This is a genomic window from Conyzicola nivalis, from assembly GCF_014639655.1.
Lineage (GTDB): Bacteria > Actinomycetota > Actinomycetes > Actinomycetales > Microbacteriaceae > Conyzicola > Conyzicola nivalis.
In genome coordinates this window covers 1,444,523-1,463,772 of the sequence record NZ_BMGB01000001.1, presented here as the reverse complement: position 1 = coordinate 1,463,772, position 19,250 = coordinate 1,444,523, and the positions used below count along the sequence as shown (strand labels likewise).

The 19,250-nt window shown below is 68.7% G+C and carries 14 protein-coding genes; 9 read left to right on the top strand and 5 right to left on the bottom strand.

The window, feature by feature from the left end; translation table 11 throughout:
* The first annotated feature begins 4 nt into the window (after positions 1 to 4).
* Genes IEV96_RS07195 through IEV96_RS07175 form a run of 5 tightly spaced genes read left to right on the top strand, consistent with a single transcriptional unit; the run spans position 5 to position 4,093 of the window.
* On the top strand, positions 5 to 559 hold the full coding sequence (locus tag IEV96_RS07195; RefSeq protein ID WP_188509960.1) for a DivIVA domain-containing protein: 555 nt from the start codon (positions 5 to 7) through the stop codon (positions 557 to 559).
* 46 nt (positions 560 to 605) lie between these two features.
* Positions 606 to 1,295 carry an aggregation-promoting factor C-terminal-like domain-containing protein gene (locus IEV96_RS16650; RefSeq protein WP_229733126.1) on the top strand — a complete coding sequence of 230 codons (690 nt, stop codon included), beginning with the start codon at positions 606 to 608 and terminating at the stop codon, positions 1,293 to 1,295.
* 19 nt (positions 1,296 to 1,314) lie between these two features.
* Positions 1,315 to 3,060 (top strand): cation:proton antiporter, encoded by a 1,746-nt coding sequence (locus IEV96_RS07185; protein WP_188509959.1) that lies wholly within the window; start codon positions 1,315 to 1,317, stop codon positions 3,058 to 3,060.
* A gap of 9 nt (positions 3,061 to 3,069) precedes the next feature.
* The gene (locus IEV96_RS07180; RefSeq protein ID WP_188509958.1) at positions 3,070 to 3,366 is read left to right on the top strand and encodes an Rv1322 family protein; all 297 of its coding nucleotides are present in this window, start codon (positions 3,070 to 3,072) and stop codon (positions 3,364 to 3,366) included.
* A 13-nt stretch (positions 3,367 to 3,379) separates the two neighbouring features.
* On the top strand, positions 3,380 to 4,093 hold the full coding sequence (locus IEV96_RS07175; RefSeq protein ID WP_188509957.1) for an alpha/beta hydrolase: 714 nt from the start codon (positions 3,380 to 3,382) through the stop codon (positions 4,091 to 4,093).
* A gap of 6 nt (positions 4,094 to 4,099) precedes the next feature.
* Here the strand turns inward: IEV96_RS07175 and IEV96_RS07170 are convergent, their stop codons facing one another.
* Both IEV96_RS07170 and IEV96_RS07165 read right to left on the bottom strand, forming a co-directional pair.
* The gene (locus tag IEV96_RS07170) at positions 4,100 to 5,152 is read right to left on the bottom strand and encodes an AI-2E family transporter (RefSeq protein ID WP_188509956.1); all 1,053 of its coding nucleotides are present in this window, start codon (positions 5,150 to 5,152) and stop codon (positions 4,100 to 4,102) included.
* 18 nt (positions 5,153 to 5,170) lie between these two features.
* Positions 5,171 to 8,053 carry a coiled-coil domain-containing protein gene (locus IEV96_RS07165; protein ID WP_188509955.1) on the bottom strand — a complete coding sequence of 961 codons (2,883 nt, stop codon included), beginning with the start codon at positions 8,051 to 8,053 and terminating at the stop codon, positions 5,171 to 5,173.
* A gap of 262 nt (positions 8,054 to 8,315) precedes the next feature.
* Here IEV96_RS07165 and IEV96_RS07160 point away from each other — a divergent pair, with 262 nt between their 5' ends.
* Positions 8,316 to 10,094 carry a DUF8094 domain-containing protein gene (locus IEV96_RS07160; RefSeq protein ID WP_188509954.1) on the top strand — a complete coding sequence of 593 codons (1,779 nt, stop codon included), beginning with the start codon at positions 8,316 to 8,318 and terminating at the stop codon, positions 10,092 to 10,094.
* A complete protein-coding gene (locus IEV96_RS07155) occupies positions 10,091 to 11,002 on the top strand; it encodes a tetratricopeptide repeat protein (protein WP_188509953.1) in 912 nt (303 codons plus the stop codon). The genes IEV96_RS07160 and IEV96_RS07155 overlap by 4 nt, the downstream gene beginning before the upstream one ends.
* A 123-nt stretch (positions 11,003 to 11,125) precedes the next feature.
* Here IEV96_RS07155 and glgB read toward each other — a convergent pair whose 3' ends face one another.
* The gene (glgB, locus tag IEV96_RS07150) at positions 11,126 to 13,297 is read right to left on the bottom strand and encodes a 1,4-alpha-glucan branching protein GlgB (RefSeq protein ID WP_188509952.1); all 2,172 of its coding nucleotides are present in this window, start codon (positions 13,295 to 13,297) and stop codon (positions 11,126 to 11,128) included.
* Positions 13,297 to 15,333, bottom strand: coding sequence for an alpha-1,4-glucan--maltose-1-phosphate maltosyltransferase (locus IEV96_RS07145; RefSeq protein ID WP_188509951.1), 2,037 nt, complete (start codon positions 15,331 to 15,333; stop codon positions 13,297 to 13,299). The genes glgB and IEV96_RS07145 overlap by 1 nt, the downstream gene beginning before the upstream one ends.
* 334 nt (positions 15,334 to 15,667) lie before the next feature.
* Here IEV96_RS07145 and IEV96_RS07140 point away from each other — a divergent pair, with 334 nt between their 5' ends.
* Both IEV96_RS07140 and glgP read left to right on the top strand, forming a co-directional pair.
* Positions 15,668 to 16,090, top strand: a complete 423-nt coding sequence (locus IEV96_RS07140) for a hypothetical protein (RefSeq protein ID WP_188509950.1) — start codon at positions 15,668 to 15,670, stop codon at positions 16,088 to 16,090.
* Between the two features lie 74 nt (positions 16,091 to 16,164).
* Complete coding sequence (gene glgP / locus IEV96_RS07135) at positions 16,165 to 18,717, top strand: alpha-glucan family phosphorylase (protein WP_188509949.1); 2,553 nt, start codon at positions 16,165 to 16,167, stop codon at positions 18,715 to 18,717.
* Between the two features lie 12 nt (positions 18,718 to 18,729).
* On the opposite strand, the gene ybaK is transcribed toward glgP, so the two are convergent.
* Positions 18,730 to 19,227: a Cys-tRNA(Pro) deacylase gene (gene ybaK / locus IEV96_RS07130; RefSeq protein ID WP_188509948.1), complete on the bottom strand. Its 498-nt coding sequence runs from the start codon at positions 19,225 to 19,227 to the stop codon at positions 18,730 to 18,732.
* Between the last annotated feature and the right edge of the window lie 23 nt (positions 19,228 to 19,250).

The window sequence follows — 19,250 nt, the reverse complement described above, 5'->3', positions numbered from 1 at the left end:
TCACGTGAGCACCACTTTTCCCCGAACCCGCAAGTCGCGGCGCGGGTACAACGTCGACCAGGTCGAGGACTTCCTCGAGGACGCCCGCCGTGCCTACTCGAGCGAACTGCTCGGCCCGTCGGTCGTGACCGCCCAGAGCATTCGCACGACGGCCTTCGCCATGCAGAAGGGCGGCTACTCCACGACCCACGTCGATGCGGCCCTCGAGCGGCTCGAAGACGCCTTCGCCAGCCGCGAGCGTGACCGCGCGTTCGCCCCTCCCGGCGGCGACGCCGAGTGGTACGGGCGGGCGCGTGGAACCGCTCAGGAGATCCTCGACCGGCTCGCCCGCCCGGTGGGCCACCGGTTCTCCCGCGTCAGCGTCCTCACCCGTGCCTACGACGTGAAGCAGGTCGACGCCTTCGCCGACCGGCTCGTCGACTACTTCCAGCACGGCAAGCCGATGAGCATCGACGACGTACGTCTCGTGGCATTCACCGCAACCAGGCGGGGCTACAACGAGTCCCAGGTCGACCTTTTGCTCGACAATGTCATCGACGTGATGCTGGCAGTGCGCTGAGCCGATTCGACGTACCACCCCCCTCATGGGCTACGGTGGAATAACCGTGGAATTACAACGTAGAGAGTTCTCTTCCTCCGTGCAGCCGGTCGGCGCCAGTGGGGCCGCCAGTGCACCCCGGATCCGCCCCGCACAGACGAGGTCGCGCCGGGGCCTTCCGTTCCTCGCCTTCTTCGCGAGCATGTGCTTCGTCCTCGTCACGATCATCGACCCGACGGCCGCATTCGCGATCACCGCCGACGAACAGAACGTGGTCACCAACGCTCCCGGCGAGAAGGTCGAACCGCAGACCGTCGCGGCAGCGCAGGGCGTTCGCGCCCACGCGGCACGCGATGCCTTCACCATCACCAAGATCGTCGTGCCGCCGCCCGTCGTGGTCGCCGCAAAGAAGAGCAGTGGCGGCGGTGGCGCTCCCGCCGCCGGTGTCCCCGACCCCGGGTCCGCCAAGGCGATCGCGTACGACATGGTCATCGCGCGCGGGTGGGGTCAGTCGGAGTTCGACTGCCTCGTCTCGCTCTGGAACAAAGAGTCCGGATGGAACGTCAACGCTCACAACGCGAGCAGCGGCGCCCACGGCATCCCGCAGGCACTCCCCGGCTCGAAGATGGCGTCGGTGGGTGCCGACTGGGCGACGAACCCGGCCACGCAGATCACGTGGGGTCTCGGCTACATCTCCGGCCGCTACTCCACCCCGTGTGGCGCGTGGGGCACCTCGCAGGCCAAGGGTTGGTACTGAGCTCAACTATCCTTAGCGGATGGTCGTTGAGAACGGACTCGTAGTCGGTGTAGTCGCCATCGTCACGATCGTGCTCGCGGGCGTGTTCAGCCGCAAGCTCGGGGTCGCGGCACCCCTCATCCTGATCCTGGTCGGATTCGGCTTCAGCTATATCCCCGGCGCACCCACCGTGGTGAATCACAACATCGTGCTGCTCGGACTGCTGCCGCCGATCCTCTATGCGGCCGCCATCAACGTCCCGGTCGTCGACCTGCGCCGCAACCTCAGCACCATCTCCGCCCTGAGCGTTGGACTCGTGCTCGTCACCGCCTTCGGCACCGGGTTCGTGCTGTACATGATCTTCCCCGACCTCAGCCTGGCCGGCGGTATCGCGCTCGGCGCGGTGATCAGCCCTACAGACGCGGTCGCCGCGACGGCGCTCGGCAAGAAGCTCGGGCTCCCGCCGCGGCTCGTGACGATTCTCGAGGGGGAGAGCCTCGTCAACGACGCCACGGCACTCGTGCTGCTGCGCTCGGCGATCCTCGCGATCAGCGGCGCGGTCACCTTCTGGGGTGTCATCGGCGACTTCGCCTTCGCGGTGACGGTGGCCATCCTGATCGGGTTCGCCGTCGGCTTCATCACCGTGCGCGTCCGAGTGAAGCTGCGCGACCCCATCCTCGACACCACCATCTCGCTGGCGGTGCCGTTCATCGCGTTCATCCCCGCCGAGGCCCTCGGAGCGAGCGGAGTGCTCGCCGTGGTGACCGCCGGGCTCTACTCGGGACACAACAGCGCCAAGCGGTTCAGCGCCCAGGCGCGCATCAGCGAGCGGCTCAACTGGCGCACCGCGCAGTTCGTGCTAGAGAACGGCGTCTTCCTGCTCATGGGCCTCGAGATCAGCGCGATCATCGCCGACGTGATCGCGAAAGACCTGAGCGTCACCACGGCGGTCGTCTACGGCCTGCTGATGGTGGCTGGCATCATCGTCATCCGCTTCCTCTTCATCATCCCGCTGCTGCTCGTGCTACGGCGCCGCGGCGAGCAGGCCGAGGAACGCCAGTCGCGGGTGCGCGCCATGCTCGACCGCATGCGCAGGCGCGCCGCCGTGGACCCGGTGTTCCAGAAGCGGCAGGACCGCGCCGAGCGGGTCTTCCAGCGCAGGGAGAGCGACCTCAAACAGCTCAAGGCCGAGGGCCTGGGCTGGCGCGGCGGCGTCGTGCTCGGCTGGTCGGGCATGCGCGGGGTGGTCACCCTCGCCGCCGCCCAGTCGCTGCCCGAGGACATCCCCTACCGCTCGCAGCTCGTGCTCACCGCGTTCACCGTCGCGGTGGTGACCCTGCTTCTGCAGGGCGGAACGCTGCCGTGGGTCATCCGCGCGAGCGGCATCCGCGGCACCGACCGGGCCGCCGACCGGCGCGAACTCGCCGAACTGCTCGACGAGATGGGCGCCGCGGGACTCTCCGCCCTCGAGAATCCCGACTTCACGCTGCCCGACGGGCACGAGGTCGATCCCGCCGTGATCGACCGCGTGCGCCACGACACCCTGCTGAGCGCCGAGTCGGCGTGGGAACGCGCGCGGTACGGCAGCGGCGACGAAGGCCTCGCCAGGTCGCCGCACCAGCAGTACCGGGCGCTCCGCCAGGAGGTGTTGCAGGCCGAGCGCGCTGCCCTGCTCGACGCGCGTTCCACCGGCAGCTACCCCTCCCGCGTGCTGTCGCGCGCGCAGGCGATGCTCGACCTCGAGGAGACCCGTCTCGAACAGATCGACAATCCCGGCGCCAGCTAGTCTGGGGTTATGCCCCGTTCCAATCGTCCCCGTGGCAGACGCCCCGACGATGACGACGATGTCGACCTGAGCCGGGTGCTCGCCGGCCGCCGCCGCACCGAGGCGAAGCGCGACGGGCTCTGGAACGTGCAGCCCCTCGCCGCCCCCTCGGCGACGAAGTACTACACCTGCCCCGCCTGCGGTCTCGAGATTGGGCCGGGCACGGCGCACACCGTCGCCTGGCGCGCGGACGGGCTGATGGGGGAGGCCGACGACCTCTCCGCCCGCCGCCACTGGCACCTGCACTGCTGGAAGATCAAACCGTGAGGAGCACCACACCGTGACGACAGAGATCCGTGGGGCGGTCGAGCTGCCCGCCCGCCGCGAGAACGTCGAGCTGCGAACGAGCGACGGTCTCAGCCTCGTGGCCGAGCTGTCGCTGCCGCTCACCGCCGAGCCGGTCGCCACGATGGTCGCGCTGCATCCGCTGCCGACGCACGGCGGATTCATGGACTCCCACATCATCAAGAAGGCCGCGCTGCGCCTGCCCGCCCTCGCCGACATCGCGGTGCTGCGGTTCAACTTCCGCGGCGTCACGTCGCCGCACGGCACGTCGCAGGGCGAATTCGGCGCGGGCATCGACGAGCAGCACGACCTGTCCGCGGCCATGGACTTCGTGGCGCAACGGGGGTTGCCGCATCCGTGGGTCGTCGGCTGGTCCTTCGGTACCGAGGTCGCGCTCAAGTACGGCCGCGCCCACTACCTCGACGGCATGATCCTGCTCTCCCCGCCACTGCACCGCACGTCGCCGGAAGAGGTGGGCGCCTGGGCGGACTCCGACGTGAAGGTCGTCGCACTGATCCCCGAACTCGACGACTTCCTGCGCCCCGCCGAGGCAGCCGAGCGCTTCGCCGCGGCACCCAACATCGAACTCGTGAACGTGGAGGGCGGCAAGCATCTCTGGGTCGGCGAGACGCAGACCTACCGCGTGCTGAGCGAGATCGTCCAGCGGCTCAACCCCGCCGCGTTACCGCTGCCCGACGTCTGGCAGTAGCCGCGGCTAGAGCGCGTTCTGCTTCGGAACGACGACTTCCTTGATGATCAGCTGCACAGCGGCCGCCACCGGGATCGCGATGAGCGCGCCCAGGATGCCGAGCAGCGTTCCTCCGACGAGGGCCGCGATGACGACGACCACGCCGGGCACCTTGACCGCGCGGGCCATGATGCGGGGGCTCAGGATGTAGGCCTCGACCTGCATATAGACCGCGTAGTAGATGGCCACGACGACCACGTGCCAGTCGGCGCCGTTGAAGAGCAGCACGCAGAGCGAGATGATGACGGATGCGGAGAGCGTGCCGACGAGCGGAATGGTCGACCCGAGGAAGGCGATGAACGCCAGCAGCGCGGAGTACTTGACGCCGAGGGCGGTGAGCACGATGAACGAGAGCGCGCCGTTGACGATCGCGAGCGTGATCTGGCCCATAACGAAGCGTCCGACCGATTCGCTGATCTGCTCGGCGAGGTCGATGAAGTTGGCACGCTTCGAGGCGGGCACGAGCTGGTAGATACCGCGCTTGAGGCTGCCGAGCGACGACACGAAGTAGATCATCAGGATGGCGATGATGATGCCGCCGAAGATGCCGGTGGCGATGTTGATGCCGACCGCGAGCACGCCGCCACCGATCGAGCCAATGTTCGTGGGGTCGGCGATGAAGTCGCCGGCCTGTCCGATCAGGTCGTTCACCTTCAGCCAGGGCAGGCTGTCGTCGATGCCGGCGATGATCGAGTTGTCTTGGATACCCGGGATGATCGTGTCGGTGATGAGCTTGGTGATGTTCTGCACCTGCTCGCTGATCACGGGGATCAGGGCGAACACGAGGCCCGCGAAGATGCCCAGCACGCCGACGAGGGTGATGACGATCGCGATGACGCGCTTGACGCCGTGCTTCTCGAGCCAGGTGACGAGCGGGTCGAGACCGAGGGCGAGGAAGATCGCGGCACCGATGTAGGTGAGGATCGTCGCGAGGTCTTGCACGGCCCCGCCGATGACGATCGCTACGAGCACACCGAGCCCGGCAAGCAGGCCGAGCTTGAACGGGTTCTGAATTTTCACGTGCGTGCTCCAGGCGTGCTAGTCGCGGTCGGTCGAAGAAACGGTTTCTGCCTGCGACAGGAGCCCCCGGAGGTTCTCGAAGTAGCCAGCGACAGCCTCGCGCTCGATCCTAATCTTGTCGAGGCGATCTTCCGCTTCTGACACGAGCCTTGCGTTTTGCTTCTCGGCGTCTGCGACAATCGCCTTCGCACGCGCCTCGGCGTTGGCGAGTACCTCGGCGGCCGTGGCGTTCGCCTCGGAGCGGAGCTTCGCCGCCGCGGCGCGGGAGCCGTCTTCGAGCTCGGCGGCCTCGGCACGCTTCTCGGCCGCGCGGAGGTTGGCCTCGTCGAGCTGGGCCTGCGCCTCGCTGAGGTACTTGCCGGTCTGCGCCGTGGCCTCCTGCTGCTTGACGAGGGCTTCCTTCTCGCCCTCGTCGCGACGCGCCTTGAGCTCGATGTCGAGGTCGATGCGTGCCTGCTCGCTGTCGTGGGCGATGGTCGTGCGGGTCTCTTCGATGTCGTGTGCCATCTGCGCCTTCGCGACCTCGAGCTCGAGGGCGAGCGCCGTGCGCTCGCGTTCGATATCGCGGGCGAGGTCGGCGCGCTCGCGGTCGATCTCGGCGGCCAGCTCGGCGCGGGCCTGGGCGGCCTCGCTGGCGACGGCGGCGGTGACCGCTGCGGTCTCGGCCGCGAGGGCGGCGCGCACGTCGGCCGTCTCGGTATCGAGGGCGACCTTCGCGGCCGCGTTGTCGCGGTCGAGGGCGGCCCTCGCGGTCGCGGTGTCGCCGTCGAGTTCGGCCTTTGCGGCGGCGGTCTCGTTGGCCAGCTTGGTCCATGCCGCCGCGGTCTCGTTCTCGAGCTCGGTGCGCGCCGTGGCGGTGTCGGTCTCGAGCGCCGTGCGGGCCGCCGCGATCTCGCTCGCCAGTTCGGCGCGGGCGGTCGCGAGCTCGTCGGTGAGTTCGGCGCGGGCGGTGGAGGTCTCGTGCTCGAGCGCGGCCCGGATGGCCGCCGTCTCGGTCTCCAGTTCGGTGCGGGCCGTGGTGATCTCGCTCTCGAGGGCGGCGCGGGCCGCCTGGGTGGCCGAGACGAGCGTGGCGTTCTTCGCCTTGAGGTCGGCGTCGTGGGTGGCGCGGGCGGTCGAGATGTCGAGCTGGGCCTCCAATCGCGCGGTGGTCACCTCGTTCTCGAGGGCGGCCATGGTCGTGGTGACGTCGTTCTCGAGGGTGGCCCTCGCGGTCGTCACCTCGGTGTCGAGCTCGGCGAGGGTGGTGGCCACCCGGTTGTCGAGGTCGGCGGTGGTGCTCGCGACCCGCTTCTCGAGCTCCGCCGTGGTCGTGGCGACGTGGTTCTCGAGCTCGGCCCGGGTGGTGGCGACCTCGTTGGCCAGGTCGGCACGCGTGGTGGTGACCTCGTTCTCGAGCTCGGCGCGCGTGGTCGTGACCTCGTTCTCCAGCTCGGCACGCGTGGCGGCCACGTCGTTCGCGAGTTCCGTCTTCGTGGCGGCCACCTCGTTGGCGAGGGCGGTACGGGTGCTCGTGACCTCGGTCTCGAGGGCAGCGCGCGCGGCGGAGATCTCGCTCTCGAGTGCCGTGCGGCGCGCGATGATCTCGCTGTCGAGGGCTGTGCGCTTGCCCTCGACCTCCTTCTCGAGTTCGGCCTGCGTCGTGGTGACCTGCTTCTCGAGCGCGGCGCGGGTGGTCGTCACCTCGTTCTCGAGGGCGGCCTTCGTCGCGGTGACCTCGTTCTCGAGGGCGGCCTTGGTGGTGGTGACCTCGTTCTCGAGTTCGGCCTCGACCCGGGCCTTCTCGTTCGTCAGGTTCGCGGTGGCGGTGGACACCGCGATCTCCAGCTCGGCGCGGGCGGTGGTGATCTCGTTCTCGAGCTCGGCGCGGCCGGCCGCGAGGTCGTTGGCGAGTTCGGTGCGGGCCGTCGTGATCTCGACCTCGAGTTCGGTGCGGGCGGCCGTCGTCTCCTGCTCGAGGTCGGCGCGCAGGGCCGCCGTCTCGGTCGCGAGGGCCGTCCAAGCGGCGGCGGTGTCGGCCTCGAGCTTCGCGCGGGTGGCCGTGGTCTCGTTCTCGAGCTGGGCGCGAGTCGCGGCCGCCTCGTTGGCGAGTTGGGTGCGGGTGGTCTCGGTCTCGTTCTCGAGCTCGGCGCGGGCAGTCTGGATGTCGCGGGCCAGGTCGGTGCGCCCCTGCTCCACGTCGCGGGCGAGGTCGCCCCGCAGTCGCGCGTTCTCGGTCTCGTATTCGGTGCGGCCCAGCTCGGTCTCCCTGGCGAGGATCGCGGCGGCCTCGCGGGCCTCCGCGGCCTCGCGGCTGGCGACGACCGTGAGTTCGGCGGCCTCGCGTTCGCCGGCGGCGCGGATGGCGGCGGCCTCGCGCTTTGTGGTCGCGCGGGCGTCTGCCGCTTCGGTGGCGACGGCCCCGCGGATGGACGCGGCTTCGCGCGTTGCGTCGTTGACGAGGGTCGCGGCGTCGCCCTTCGCGCGGCCGAGCACATGCTCGGCCTCGCTGCGCGACGACTCGAGCAGCTGGTTGGCCTGCGCGGTCGCTTCGGAAACGAGACGGTCTGCGGTCTCGCGCGCATCCGTCGACAGCTTCTGGATCTCGTTCTTTACCGAGTTGCGCAGTCTCTCGGCGTCGATGTCGGCCTGGCTGATCAGGCGGGTCGACTGCTCCTCGGCCACCCGCAGGGTGTTCTCGAGCTTGGTTCCGAGACCCGAGTAGGTGGGCGTGCCCGTCTCGTCGAGTTCTGCCTGCAGGTCTTCGGCGACCGCTGCCAGCCGCTTGATTTCCTTCGTCGCCTCGGCCCGGTCGGCGTTCGCCTTGATGAGCTCGCGTCGGAGGTCCTGCACCGCCTTGTCTACCGCTTCTTTGCGGTATCCGCGCATTTCCGTACCGAAGTCTGTGTCGTCAGCAGCCATGAGGCTCAGTTTAGTAGGAGGGGCGGATGACTCGACGCGACGGCCCTGTCGGCGTTCTCGCAGGTCCCCACAGTTGATTCCCAGTGCCCCGGTTAGGACGCGACGTACCCCGTCAGGTATTCTTGATCGTCTTTGCTGTTGCCATCCGGACACCGGTTCCAGGAAGTCTTCCACTCGCCCCCAAGCGCGAGCACTCGCGATGTGCGAGGGAGGATGCCCCGACGTTTGTGCGTCAGGGCTGGGCGACACGAAAGGAGAATCCGTGCGATTTGTACTCGCCATTGTCAGTTTTGTCGCGGCCGCGCTGCTCATCGGCCTCGGCATCGCTCAGAAGACCATCCTCGCCGCGCCGGACGAGATCACCGCGTCGACGAGCGTCACCACCGACGCACCCGTCACGGTGTTGAGCGGAGAGGCCCTCAACGCCTACCCGCGCAGCCAGTTCGTGCAGATCAGTGGGTCGGACGAGAATTTCGTCGCCTACGGTCGCACGTCGGACGTCATCGCCTGGATCGGCGACGCCAGCTACAACACCGTCTCCTACGACGCCGAGACGGCCGCGCTCGAGAGCGAACTCACCTCGGGCACCGAAGACGAGGTTCCGAACCCCGCCGACTCCGACCTCTGGCTGGCGAGCTACACCGACCAGTCCTCGATGACGATCAACGTGCCCGAGGGCTTCTCCCTGCTCGTCGTCTCCGACGGAGTGAAGCCGGCGCCGTCCGAGGTCAGCATCACCTGGCCCGTCGACAACTCCACCCCGTGGGCCAACACCTTCGTGGTCGCCGGCGGCATCCTGCTCGTCATCGGGCTCGTGCTGCTGTTCTGGGCCGTCGCCCACATCCGCAAGTCGCGCGGCCCCCGCCGCAAGTCGCCGCAGAAGATGCCCAAGCTGCCGCGCCAGCCGCGCTACAAGCCGATCAAGGCGAAGAAGAAGGAGCTCGACGCGAACGCGAAGGGCCGCAGGGCGATCAACCCGCGCGTCGCGATCGTTCCCGTCGTGCTCGTGACCGCACTCGCCCTTGGCGGCTGCAGCGCCGACTTCTGGGCCGGGCGCGAGCCCGTCGCCGCACCGACCGCCACCTCGGATCCCGTCGCGGACGCCGAGGCTGCCGCGCAGCTCGACCCCCCGGCCGTCACCGAACAGCAGGCGAAGCGCATCGTGGCCGACCTGGTGTCGGTCGCCGCCGAGGCGGACACCGGCATGAACGACGACCTGATCAAGACGCGACTCGCGGGCCCCGCCCTCGACCTGCGCCTGAGCAACTACGCCGCGCGACGTGCCGACAGCAGCATCGCCGCCGTCGAGGGCATCCCCGAGGGCGACATCACGCTGACCCTCCCCCAGGTCACCGAGAACTCCTGGCCGCGCGCCGTGCTCGCCGTGATCGAAGACAAGGCGACGGCCGAAGACGGCAAGCAGGTCCCGCCGATGGCGGTCATGCTCATCCAGGACGACCCCCGGTCGAACTACAAGGCGCAGTACGTGATCCGCATGGAGCCCGGCGCCGTGATCGAGGGTGTCGCGCCCGCTTCCGTCGGTGCCGGCCGCCTGCAGCTCGACTCGAAGTTCCTCGTCGTCGAACCGCAGCTCGTCGGAGCCGACTACGGCGACATCCTGATGGTCGACAGCGACAGCACTTCCTACGGTCTGTTCGAGGCCGAGGGCGACAGCCTGCGCACCGAGGTCGGCGAAGCATTCAAGGAGAGCCGCAAGTCGGGTCTCTCCGCCACGTCCTCGCTGAGCTTCGAACGCGCCGAGTCGAAGGGTCCGGTGGTCGCGCTGTCGACCAACGACTCCAGCGCCCTCGTCACGGTCGACGTGAACGAGGACGAGATCGTCAAGGTCGTCGAGGCGGGCGCCGTCGCCAACGCGACCCCCGCCGTGAAGGCGCTCACCGGCAAGGCCACGAGCGCCAAGGGTTTCAAGGCCACCTACGGCTACCAGCTGCTGTTCCTCGTGCCGTCCGTCGATACGGGTGGCAAAATCGTCCTGCTCGGCTACACCCAGGGCCTCGTGGCCGCATCGGAGCTCCCGTGACCAACCTTCCCCCCAGCGCCGCCAGTCTCCGCGGAGCCGTCGACCTCTCGTCTCTCGTGAACCCGGCACCTCCCGTCGCCGCGCCCACCGGCAAGGCCTCGTCCCTCGTGGTCGAGGCGACGGATGCCACGTTCTCGAGCATCCTCGAACTGTCCAACTCGGTTCCCGTGCTGGTGGAGTTCTACGGCCAAGGGCTCGCCCCCTCGCTCGGCGCACTGGTCGCCGAGTTCGGCGGACGCATGGTGCTCGCCACCATCGACGGGACCAAGAACCCGCAGCTCGTGCAGGCGTTCCAGGTCTCGGAGGTGCCCACGGTCGCCGCGGTGATCGGCGGTCGTCCGCTGCAGCTGTTCGTCGGACTACCCGAGCAGGAAGAGATCCGCGGGGTCTTGAACCAGGTGCTCGAGGTCGCGAAACAGCAGAACATCACCGGCACCGTTCCTGTCGACGACGCGGACGCGGACGCCGACGCGGCCGAGCCGGTCGAAGAACCGCTGCCCCCGCACCACCAGGAGGCGTTCGACGCGATCTCGGCCGGCGACTTCGCCACGGCGATCGCCGAGTACAAGCTCGCCATCACACAGAACCCGCGCGATGCGCTCGCCGTCGCGGGCCTCGCCCAGGTGTCGCTGCTCGCGCGACTCGAGGGAACCACGGCCGACGAGATCCGCGCCGCGGCCGCCTCGGCCCCCGACGACGTGCACGCGCAGCTCGCGGTGGCCGACCTGGACATCTCCGGCGGCCACGTCGACGACGCCTTCCTGCGCCTGCTCGAGCTGTTCCCCTCGCTCGACGCCGACGGCAAGACGCTCGTGCGCACCCGCATGCTCGAGCACTTCGAGGTCGTCGGTACCGACGACCCCCGCGTCGTCGCGGCGCGCCGCCGGCTGACGGCGCTGCTGTACTGACGGCTTAACGGCCACTGAGCTTGCGAAGGGTCCTCCTTCGCAAGCTCAGTCGGCGCTGGCGTCGCGAGATCGCTGGCGCGATCTTCAAAGCTCCAGCGCGCAGGCTCAATCGCCGTTAAGGCGTTACTTGCGCAGCTTCAACCAGAGTCCCGCGAGCGGCGGGAGGGTCAGCTCGGCGGACGCGGGACGACCGGCGAACGGTTCGTCCGTCGCGACCACTGCGCCGAAGTTGCCGACTCCGCTGCCACCGAATTCCGTGGCATCCGTGTTGATCAGTTCGTCCCACGTGCCCGCGAACGGCAGGCCGACGCGGTAGGGGCCGACGGGGGCGCCGGAGAAGTTCATGATCACGGCTATCGGGTTGCCCTCGTGGTCCCAGCGCAGGAACGAGACCACGTTGTGCTCGGCGTCCCCCGCGTCGAGGAACTCGAATCCGCCCGCCTCGTTGTCGCGCGACCAGAGCGGAGCCTCCTCGCGGTAGACCCGGTTGAGCGCGCTGACGAGTTTCGAGAGCGCCTGGTGCACGGGCTGGTCGAGGATCCACCAGTCGAGGCCACGCTCTTCGCTCCACTCGGAGGGCTGGCCGAATTCACTGCCCATGAACAGCAACTGCTTGCCCGGGTGGGCCCACATGAACGCGAAGTAGGCCCGCAGGTTGGCGAGTTTCTGCCACTGGTCGCCCGGCATCTTCGTGAGCAGCGAGCCCTTGCCGTGCACGACCTCGTCGTGGCTGATCGGCAGCAGGAAGTTCTCGCTGAACGCGTAGACGAAGCTGAACGTGATGTCGTTGTGGTGGTGTGCGCGGTACATCGGGTCGACCGACATGTACGAGAGCGAGTCGTGCATCCACCCCATGTTCCACTTAATGCCGAACCCGAGGCCGTTGCCCGAGGTGGGCTTCGTGACGCCGGGCCACGACGTGGACTCCTCGGCGATCATCATGATGCCGGGGTTGCGCTTGTAGGCGGTGGCGTTGACCTCCTGCAGCAGGCTGATCGCCTCGAGGTTCTCGCGGCCGCCGAACTCGTTGGGCAGCCACTCGCCCTCGTTGCGCGAGTAGTCGAGGTAGAGCATCGATGCCACGGCGTCGACGCGCAGGCCGTCGATGTGGAACTCCTCGAGCCAGTAGAGCGCGTTGGCGACGAGGAAGTTGCGCACCTGCGACTGCCCGAAGTTGAAGATCAGGGTGCCCCAGTCCATCTGCTCGCCGCGGCGGGGGTCGGAGTGCTCGTAGAGCGGCTCGCCGTCGAAGCGGGCGAGCGCCCACTCGTCCTTGGGGAAGTGGCCGGGAACCCAGTCCATGATCACTCCGATGCCGGCCTGGTGCAGGCTGTCGATGAGGAACTTGAGGTCGTCGGGGTGACCGAACCGGCTGGTCGGGGCGAAGTAGCCGGTGACCTGGTAGCCCCAGGACCCGCCGAACGGGTGCTCGGCGAGCGGCATGAATTCGACGTGCGTGAAGCCGAGCTCGCGCACGTATTCGATGAGCGGCTCGGCTAGCTCGCGGTAGCCGAGGCCGGGACGCCACGAGCCGACGTGCAGCTCGTAGATGCTCATGGCCGAGTTGAGGGTGTCGGTGCTGGCCCGGGTGTCGATCCAGGCCTTGTCCTCCCACTCGAACAGCGACTCGCCCACCTTCGAGCCGGTGGCGGGGGAGACCTCGGTGAACCGCGCCATCGGGTCGGCGCGGGTGACCCACTCGCCGGCCGGGGTGAGCAGCTCGAACTTGTACGTGGTTCCGGGGCTGGCCTCGGGGATGAAGATCTCCCACACGCCGTTGTCGTCGAGGCGGCGCATCGCGTGACGGTCGCCGAACCAGCCGTTGAAGTCGCCGACGACGCGCACGGCGCGTGCGTGCGGTGCCCAGACCGAGAACGACGTGCCCTCGACGCCCTCGTGCGGGCGGAAGTGCGAACCGAGCACGTGCCACAGCTGCTCGTGACGTCCCTCGCCCCACAGGTAGAGGTCGATCTCGCCGACGGACGACACGAAGCGGTACGGGTCCTCGGCGATCCAGGTCGGACCGTTGTCGTACTCGGTCTCGAGCACGTAGGCCTGTCCGGGACCGTCGGCGTAACCCTGCCAGAGGCCCTCGGCCGCGTGGGTCAGTTCGACCCGCGTGCCGTCGGCCTGCACGGCGGTGACGCCGGCGGCGAGCGGACGGACGGCGCGCACGATGAAACCGTCGCCGAACGGGTGCTGTCCGAGGGTGGAGTGGGGCTGCGGGTGGCTGCCGCTGACGAGCGACTCCACGAGTCCGGGATGCAGGTCGGGGAGTACGGGGGCGTTAGCCATTAGTTGCCTTTCGGGTATTCGACGCGCAGGATGTGGACGGGCTCCGTGAAGGCATCGAGCCGCACGTAGTTGTCACCGCCCCACACGAAGGTCGAACCGGTGATGAGGTCGGTCACGGTGAATTCGGTGCCGATCTCTATGCCGAAGCGGGTGGTGTCGAGGTGGACGGTGGTCTCGCGCACCGAGTGCGGGTCGACGTTCGCCACGACGATGATCGTGTCGTCGCTGCCGGTGCCGGTGTACGCGGCGTCCAGGTACTTCGAGTAGACGAGGATCGAGTCGTCGTCGCTCCAGTGCACGTCGAGGTTGCGCAGTTGGTGCAGGGCCGGATGCTGCGCCCGGATCTCATTGAGCCGGCGCAGGTAGGGCGCCAGCGAGTCGCCGGTCTCCTCGGCCGCGGCATAGTCGCGCACCTTGTACTCGAACTTCTCGTTGTCGATGTTCTCTTCGGCGCCTGGACGGGCGACGTTCTCGAACAGCTCGTAGCCCGAGTAGACACCCCAGCTGGGGCTGCCGGTCGCGGCGATCGCGGCGCGCACCTTGTAGGCGGGGCGTCCGCCGAACTGCAGGAACTCGGTGAGGATGTCGGGCGTGTTCACGAAGAAGTTGGGCCGGAAGGTGTGGCTCGTCACCTTCGACACCTCGTGCAGGTACTCCTCGAGCTCGACCTTGGTGTTGCGCCAGGTGAAGTAGGTATACGACTGCTGGAAGCCGACGGCGGCGAGCGACTGCATCATCGCCGGGCGGGTGAACGCCTCCGCGAAGAACACCACGTCGGGGCGTTCGGCCGCGACCTCGTGCAGCAGCCATTCCCAGAACTCGAGCGGCTTGGTGTGCGGGTTGTCGACGCGGAAGATCGTGACGCCGATGCCGATCCAGTACTTGACGATGCGCAGGATCTCCTGGCGCAGGCCCTCGTAGTCGTTGTCGAAGTTGATCGGATAGATGTCCTGGTACTTCTTCGGCGGGTTCTCGGCGTAGGCGATCGACCCGTCGGGCAGCGTGGTGAACCACTCGGGGTGCTGGGTGACCCACGGGTGGTCGGGGGAGCACTGCAGTGCGAGGTCGATGGCGATCTCGATGCCGTTCTTCTTCGCGACCCCGAGGAAGTAGCTGAAGTCCTTCACCGTTCCGAGTTCGGGGTGGATGGCGTCGTGGCCGCCGTCGGCGGAACCGATGGCCCACGGCGAGCCGGGGTCGTTCGGGCCGGCGTCGAGGGTGTTGTTGGGACCCTTGCGGAAGGTGCGGCCGATCGGATGAATCGGGGGGAGGTAGACCACGTCGAAGCCCATGTCCGCGACGGCGGGGAGGCGCTTGGCGGCGGTGCGGAAGGTGCCGGAGGCCCAGGAGCCGTCCTTGCGCTGCTTCGCGCCTTCGCTGCGGGGGAAGAACTCGTACCAGCTGCCGAGGCCCGCGCGGGCCCGTTCGACGCGCAGCTCGAGCGGGTCGCTCAGGGTGACGAGGCTCGCGAGCGGGTTCGCCGCGATGACGGCGGCGAGGTCGTCGCCGGTCACTCCCTCGAGGCGGTCGACGGGCGACAGCGTCGCGTCGGAGAGGGTGGCTGTGGCATCCGCAACCGCCTGGCTCTTCTCGAGGCGGGCGAGCAGCTGCAGACCCATGGTGATCATGACGTCGACGTCGATGCCGGCCGGGATCTTGATCTCGGCGTTGTGCAGCCAGGTGGCCCAGTCGTCGGAGTAGGCCTGGATACGGTAGATCCAGGTTCCTGGGGCGTCGACCTGCGCGGACGTGTGCCACGCGTCGGTGCCCGGCGCGCCGGGGTGGAGCGGGAACCGCGAGGTCGTGCCCCGCGGGTCGGTGAGCAGCAGTGCCGCGCCCAGCTGGTCGTGCCCCTCGCGGAAGACCGTCGCCGAGAACGGCAACACCTCTCCGACGAAGGCCTTCGCCGGCCAGCGGTTCTCCGGCTGCTGCGGGTTCAGGAACCGGATCGGTATCCGTCCGATTCGCGTTTCATATCGTTGCTGCGTTGTGGGGCCAGCGCTCGCGGCCACCCTGCCATTCTCTGTAGTCGCCACGAATCGACCGTACCGCCTTTGCCCGTGGACCCGGGCCTTTGGATCTCCCCTGTCGGTATGTCGGAGTAGTTGGTATGCGGCGCGCGACTCGCCCTCGCGGATAAATGTTTTTGCATCGACCCATCGCTACGATTAGTCTTGGAGAAACACTCACTCGATCCGGGATACCTAGCGATGTCACCGAATTCGAATGGGTTTTTACGTGGTTCGCGGCCCGAAACCGTGAACGACAACGTCAAGCAACACTGGTTCCCCGGCCAGTAAAGCCATGGATGGCACGGTGACCGTCGAGGTCGCCGATGTTGCGGTAATCGTGTCTAACCCTAGGAAGACGATGCCCACCCGAAGAGAAATTCTGTCGATAGCCCTGGCCTCTGCCGTGTTCGTCGCCCTCGGCGTCGCGGCGGCCAATCTCGACCGCCTCGAGATCACCCGACTCGACGTCGGCCAGAGCGTGACCGCCCACACCCTGCCGGGCGTCACCGTCGCGTGGCTGACCGACTACGACCCGCTGCTCGGCGGCGAAAAGGTCGTCGGCGCGACCATCGTCCCCGTGGACGGCGCGTTGCGCGCCGACTCGTCGGTCGAACTGACGATCGTCGGTGCCGGCGGCACGAAGCTCGGCACCCTGCGCAGCGACGACGGGGGAGCGACCTGGAGCGAGCTCGACAACCCGGTCGCGGCCGGCGATTCGCTCGTGGCATCCGTCCTCATCAACGACCGCGCGACCGTTGCGGCGATCAGTCCCGGCCAGTAGCTCCGACGAAAGGTCTCCGATTCGTCGCCGGTAGTTATACCGGCCGTCACGGGGCATGTTCTAGGGTGGGTCGGGTGAAAGCCATCCGCAGATTTACCGTCCGCACCGTCCTTCCCGAGTCGCTCGGCGGGCTCGAAGAGCTGGCCACCAACCTGCGCTGGTCGTGGCACGAGCCGACCATGCAGCTGTTCGCGTCGATCGCCCCGGCCGTCTGGGACGAGACGGGGCGCGATCCGATCGCCCTGCTCGGCGCGGTCGAGCGTTCGAGACTCGACGAGCTCGCGGCCGACGACGACTTCGTCGCCCGCACGAACGGGCTGCTCGGCGAACTGCACACCTACCTCTCCGAGCCGCGCTGGTACCAGTCGCTGCCCGACGCGCCCGCCGCGATCGCCTACTTCTCGCCGGAGTTCGGCATCGCCGCCGCGTTGCCGCAGTACTCCGGCGGTCTGGGCATCCTCGCCGGCGACCACCTGAAGAGCGCGAGCGACCTGGGCGTGCCCATCATCGCGGTCGGCCTGTTCTACCGCTCGGGGTACTTCCGCCAGGCGATCTCCCGCGAGGGCTGGCAGCAGGAGAGCTACCCCGTGCTCGACCCCGACGGGCTGCCGCTCAGCGTGCTGCGCCACCCCGACGGCCGCGCCGCGCTGATCACCCTGGCCCTGCCCGACGGACGCGCGCTCGCCGCCCGCATCTGGCGGGTCGCCGTCGGCCGCGTGACACTGCTGCTGCTCGACACCGACGTGCCCGAGAACGACGACGAGCTGCGCTCCGTCACCGACCGCCTCTACGGCGGAGGCGGGGAGCACCGCCTGCTGCAGGAGCTGCTGCTCGGCATCGGCGGCGTGCGCGCCATCGGACTGTACACCCGGCTCACCGGCTCGCCCGAGCCGCTCGTCTTCCACACGAACGAGGGCCATGCCGGCTTCCTCGGGCTCGAGCGCATCAGCGACCTGATCGGCGGCGGCCTGTCGTTCGCCGAGGCGCTGCAGGTGGTGCGCGCCGGCACGGTCTTCACGACGCACACGCCGGTCCCCGCGGGAATCGACAGGTTCGAGGCGTCGCTCGTGACGCGCTACTTCTCGACGGAGCTGCTGCCTGGGGTGGATGTCGCGGAGGTGCTCGCACTCGGTACCGAGAACTACGAGGGCGGCGACCCCGCCATGTTCAACATGGCCGTTATGGGACTGCGGCTCGGGCAGCGCGCCAACGGCGTCTCGAAGCTGCACGGCGAGGTCTCGCGCGGGATGTTCGGCTACCTGTGGCCCGGTTTCGACGAGGACGACGTGCCGATCACGTCGGTCACCAACGGCGTGCACGCGCCCAGCTGGACCGACCCGCTGCTGCTGCAGCTCGCGTCGTCGAAGTTCGGAGCGGGCGACACCACGTCGGCCGACTGGAATTCGCCCGAGATCTCCGACTGGGACCTCTGGCAGGTGCGGGGCGCCATGCGCCAGCAGCTCGTCACCGACGCGCGCCGCCGGGTGGGCGACGCCTGGCACGAGCAGAACCCGGGGGTCGGCGACCCGGCCTGGTACTCGTCGCTGCTCGACCCGAACATCCTGACGATCGGGTTCGCCCGCCGTGTGCCCACCTACAAGCGCCTGACGCTGATGCTGCACGACGAAGACCGCCTGCGCTCGCTGCTGCTGCACCCCACCCGGCCGATCCAGATCGTGATCGCCGGGAAGTCGCACCCCGCCGACGACGAGGGCAAGCGTCTCATCCAGCGGCTGGTCGAGTTCGCGGCCGAGATCGACGTGCGCGAGCGCATCGTGTTCCTGCCGAACTACGACATCGCCATGGCCAAGCTGCTCTACCCCGGCACCGACGTCTGGCTGAACAACCCGCTGCGCCCGCTCGAGGCCTGCGGCACGTCGGGCATGAAGGCGGCGCTTAACGGCTCGCTCAACCTGTCGATCCTCGACGGCTGGTGGGCCGAGTTCTACGACGAGGAGAACGGCTGGGCTATCCCGTCCGCCGACTCCGCGGGCGACGGCGCCGAGCGCGACAAGCTCGAGGCCGACAGCATGTACGACCTCATCGAGCACCAGATCGCTCCGCGCTTCTACGACCGCGGCGACGACGGCGTGCCGCACCGCTGGGTGCAGTCGATCCGCCACACGCTCTCCACCCTGTCGCCGTCGCTCTCGGCCGACCGGATGGTGCGCGAGTACGTGGAGCGCCTGTACATTCCGGCTGCTGTGGCGGAGGAGACGATCAGCGCGAGCGGGTACCAGCCGGCGCGCGAACTCGCGCTCTGGAAGTCACGCGTGATCGAGGCGTGGCCCGCCGTGCACGTGACGCACGTCGAATCGGGCGGAGTGGACGCCGTGCCGCAGGTCGGCGACACCCTGCACGTGCGCGCGCAGGTCGAACTCGGCGGGCTCACCCCCGACGACGTGTCGGTCGAGGTCGTCTACGGACGGGCCCGAGACGGCGACCGGCTCATCGACACCCAGCACGCTGTGCTCGAACCCACGACCGACAACGGCGGGGAGTCGACGTTCGCCGGCAGCGTGCCGCTCGGACGGGCGGGCAGCTTCGGCTACAACGTGCGCGTGGTGCCGCGGCACGCCCTGCTCGCGTCGGCCGCCGAGATGGGGCTCGTCGCGGCCGCGGTCTGACGGTAGCCGGCGCTACTCCTTGGCGATCGCCGCGACCCGCCCGTTCGTGACGGCGATCAGGTCGGCCGGGGCGAGTTCGATGTCGAAGCCGCGGCGCCCGCCGGAGACGAAGATCGAGGCGTAGAGCTCCGCGGTCTCGTCGAGCACGGTCGGGTGCGGTGTCTTCTGTCCGATCGGGCTGATGCCGCCGACGATGTAGCCGGTCTTGCGCTGCGCGACGGCGGGGTCGGCCATCACGGCCTTCTTGCCGCCGACGGCGCGGGCGAGGGCGCGCAGGTCGAGCATGCCCGTGACCGGGACGATCGCCACGACCAGCGAGCCGTCGACATCGGCGAGCAGCGTCTTGAACACCTGCTCGGGGTCGAGGCCGAGCATTGTCGCCGCCTCGGTGCCGAAGTTGGTGTTCGCCGGGTCGTGCGCGTAGGCGTGCGGGAGGAAGCGGATGCCCGCCGCGGTGAGCGCCATCGTCGCGGGAGTGCCGCCCGCCGCGGCATCCGAATGCTTTGCCATCTGCTTATTGTGCTCCGCGAACT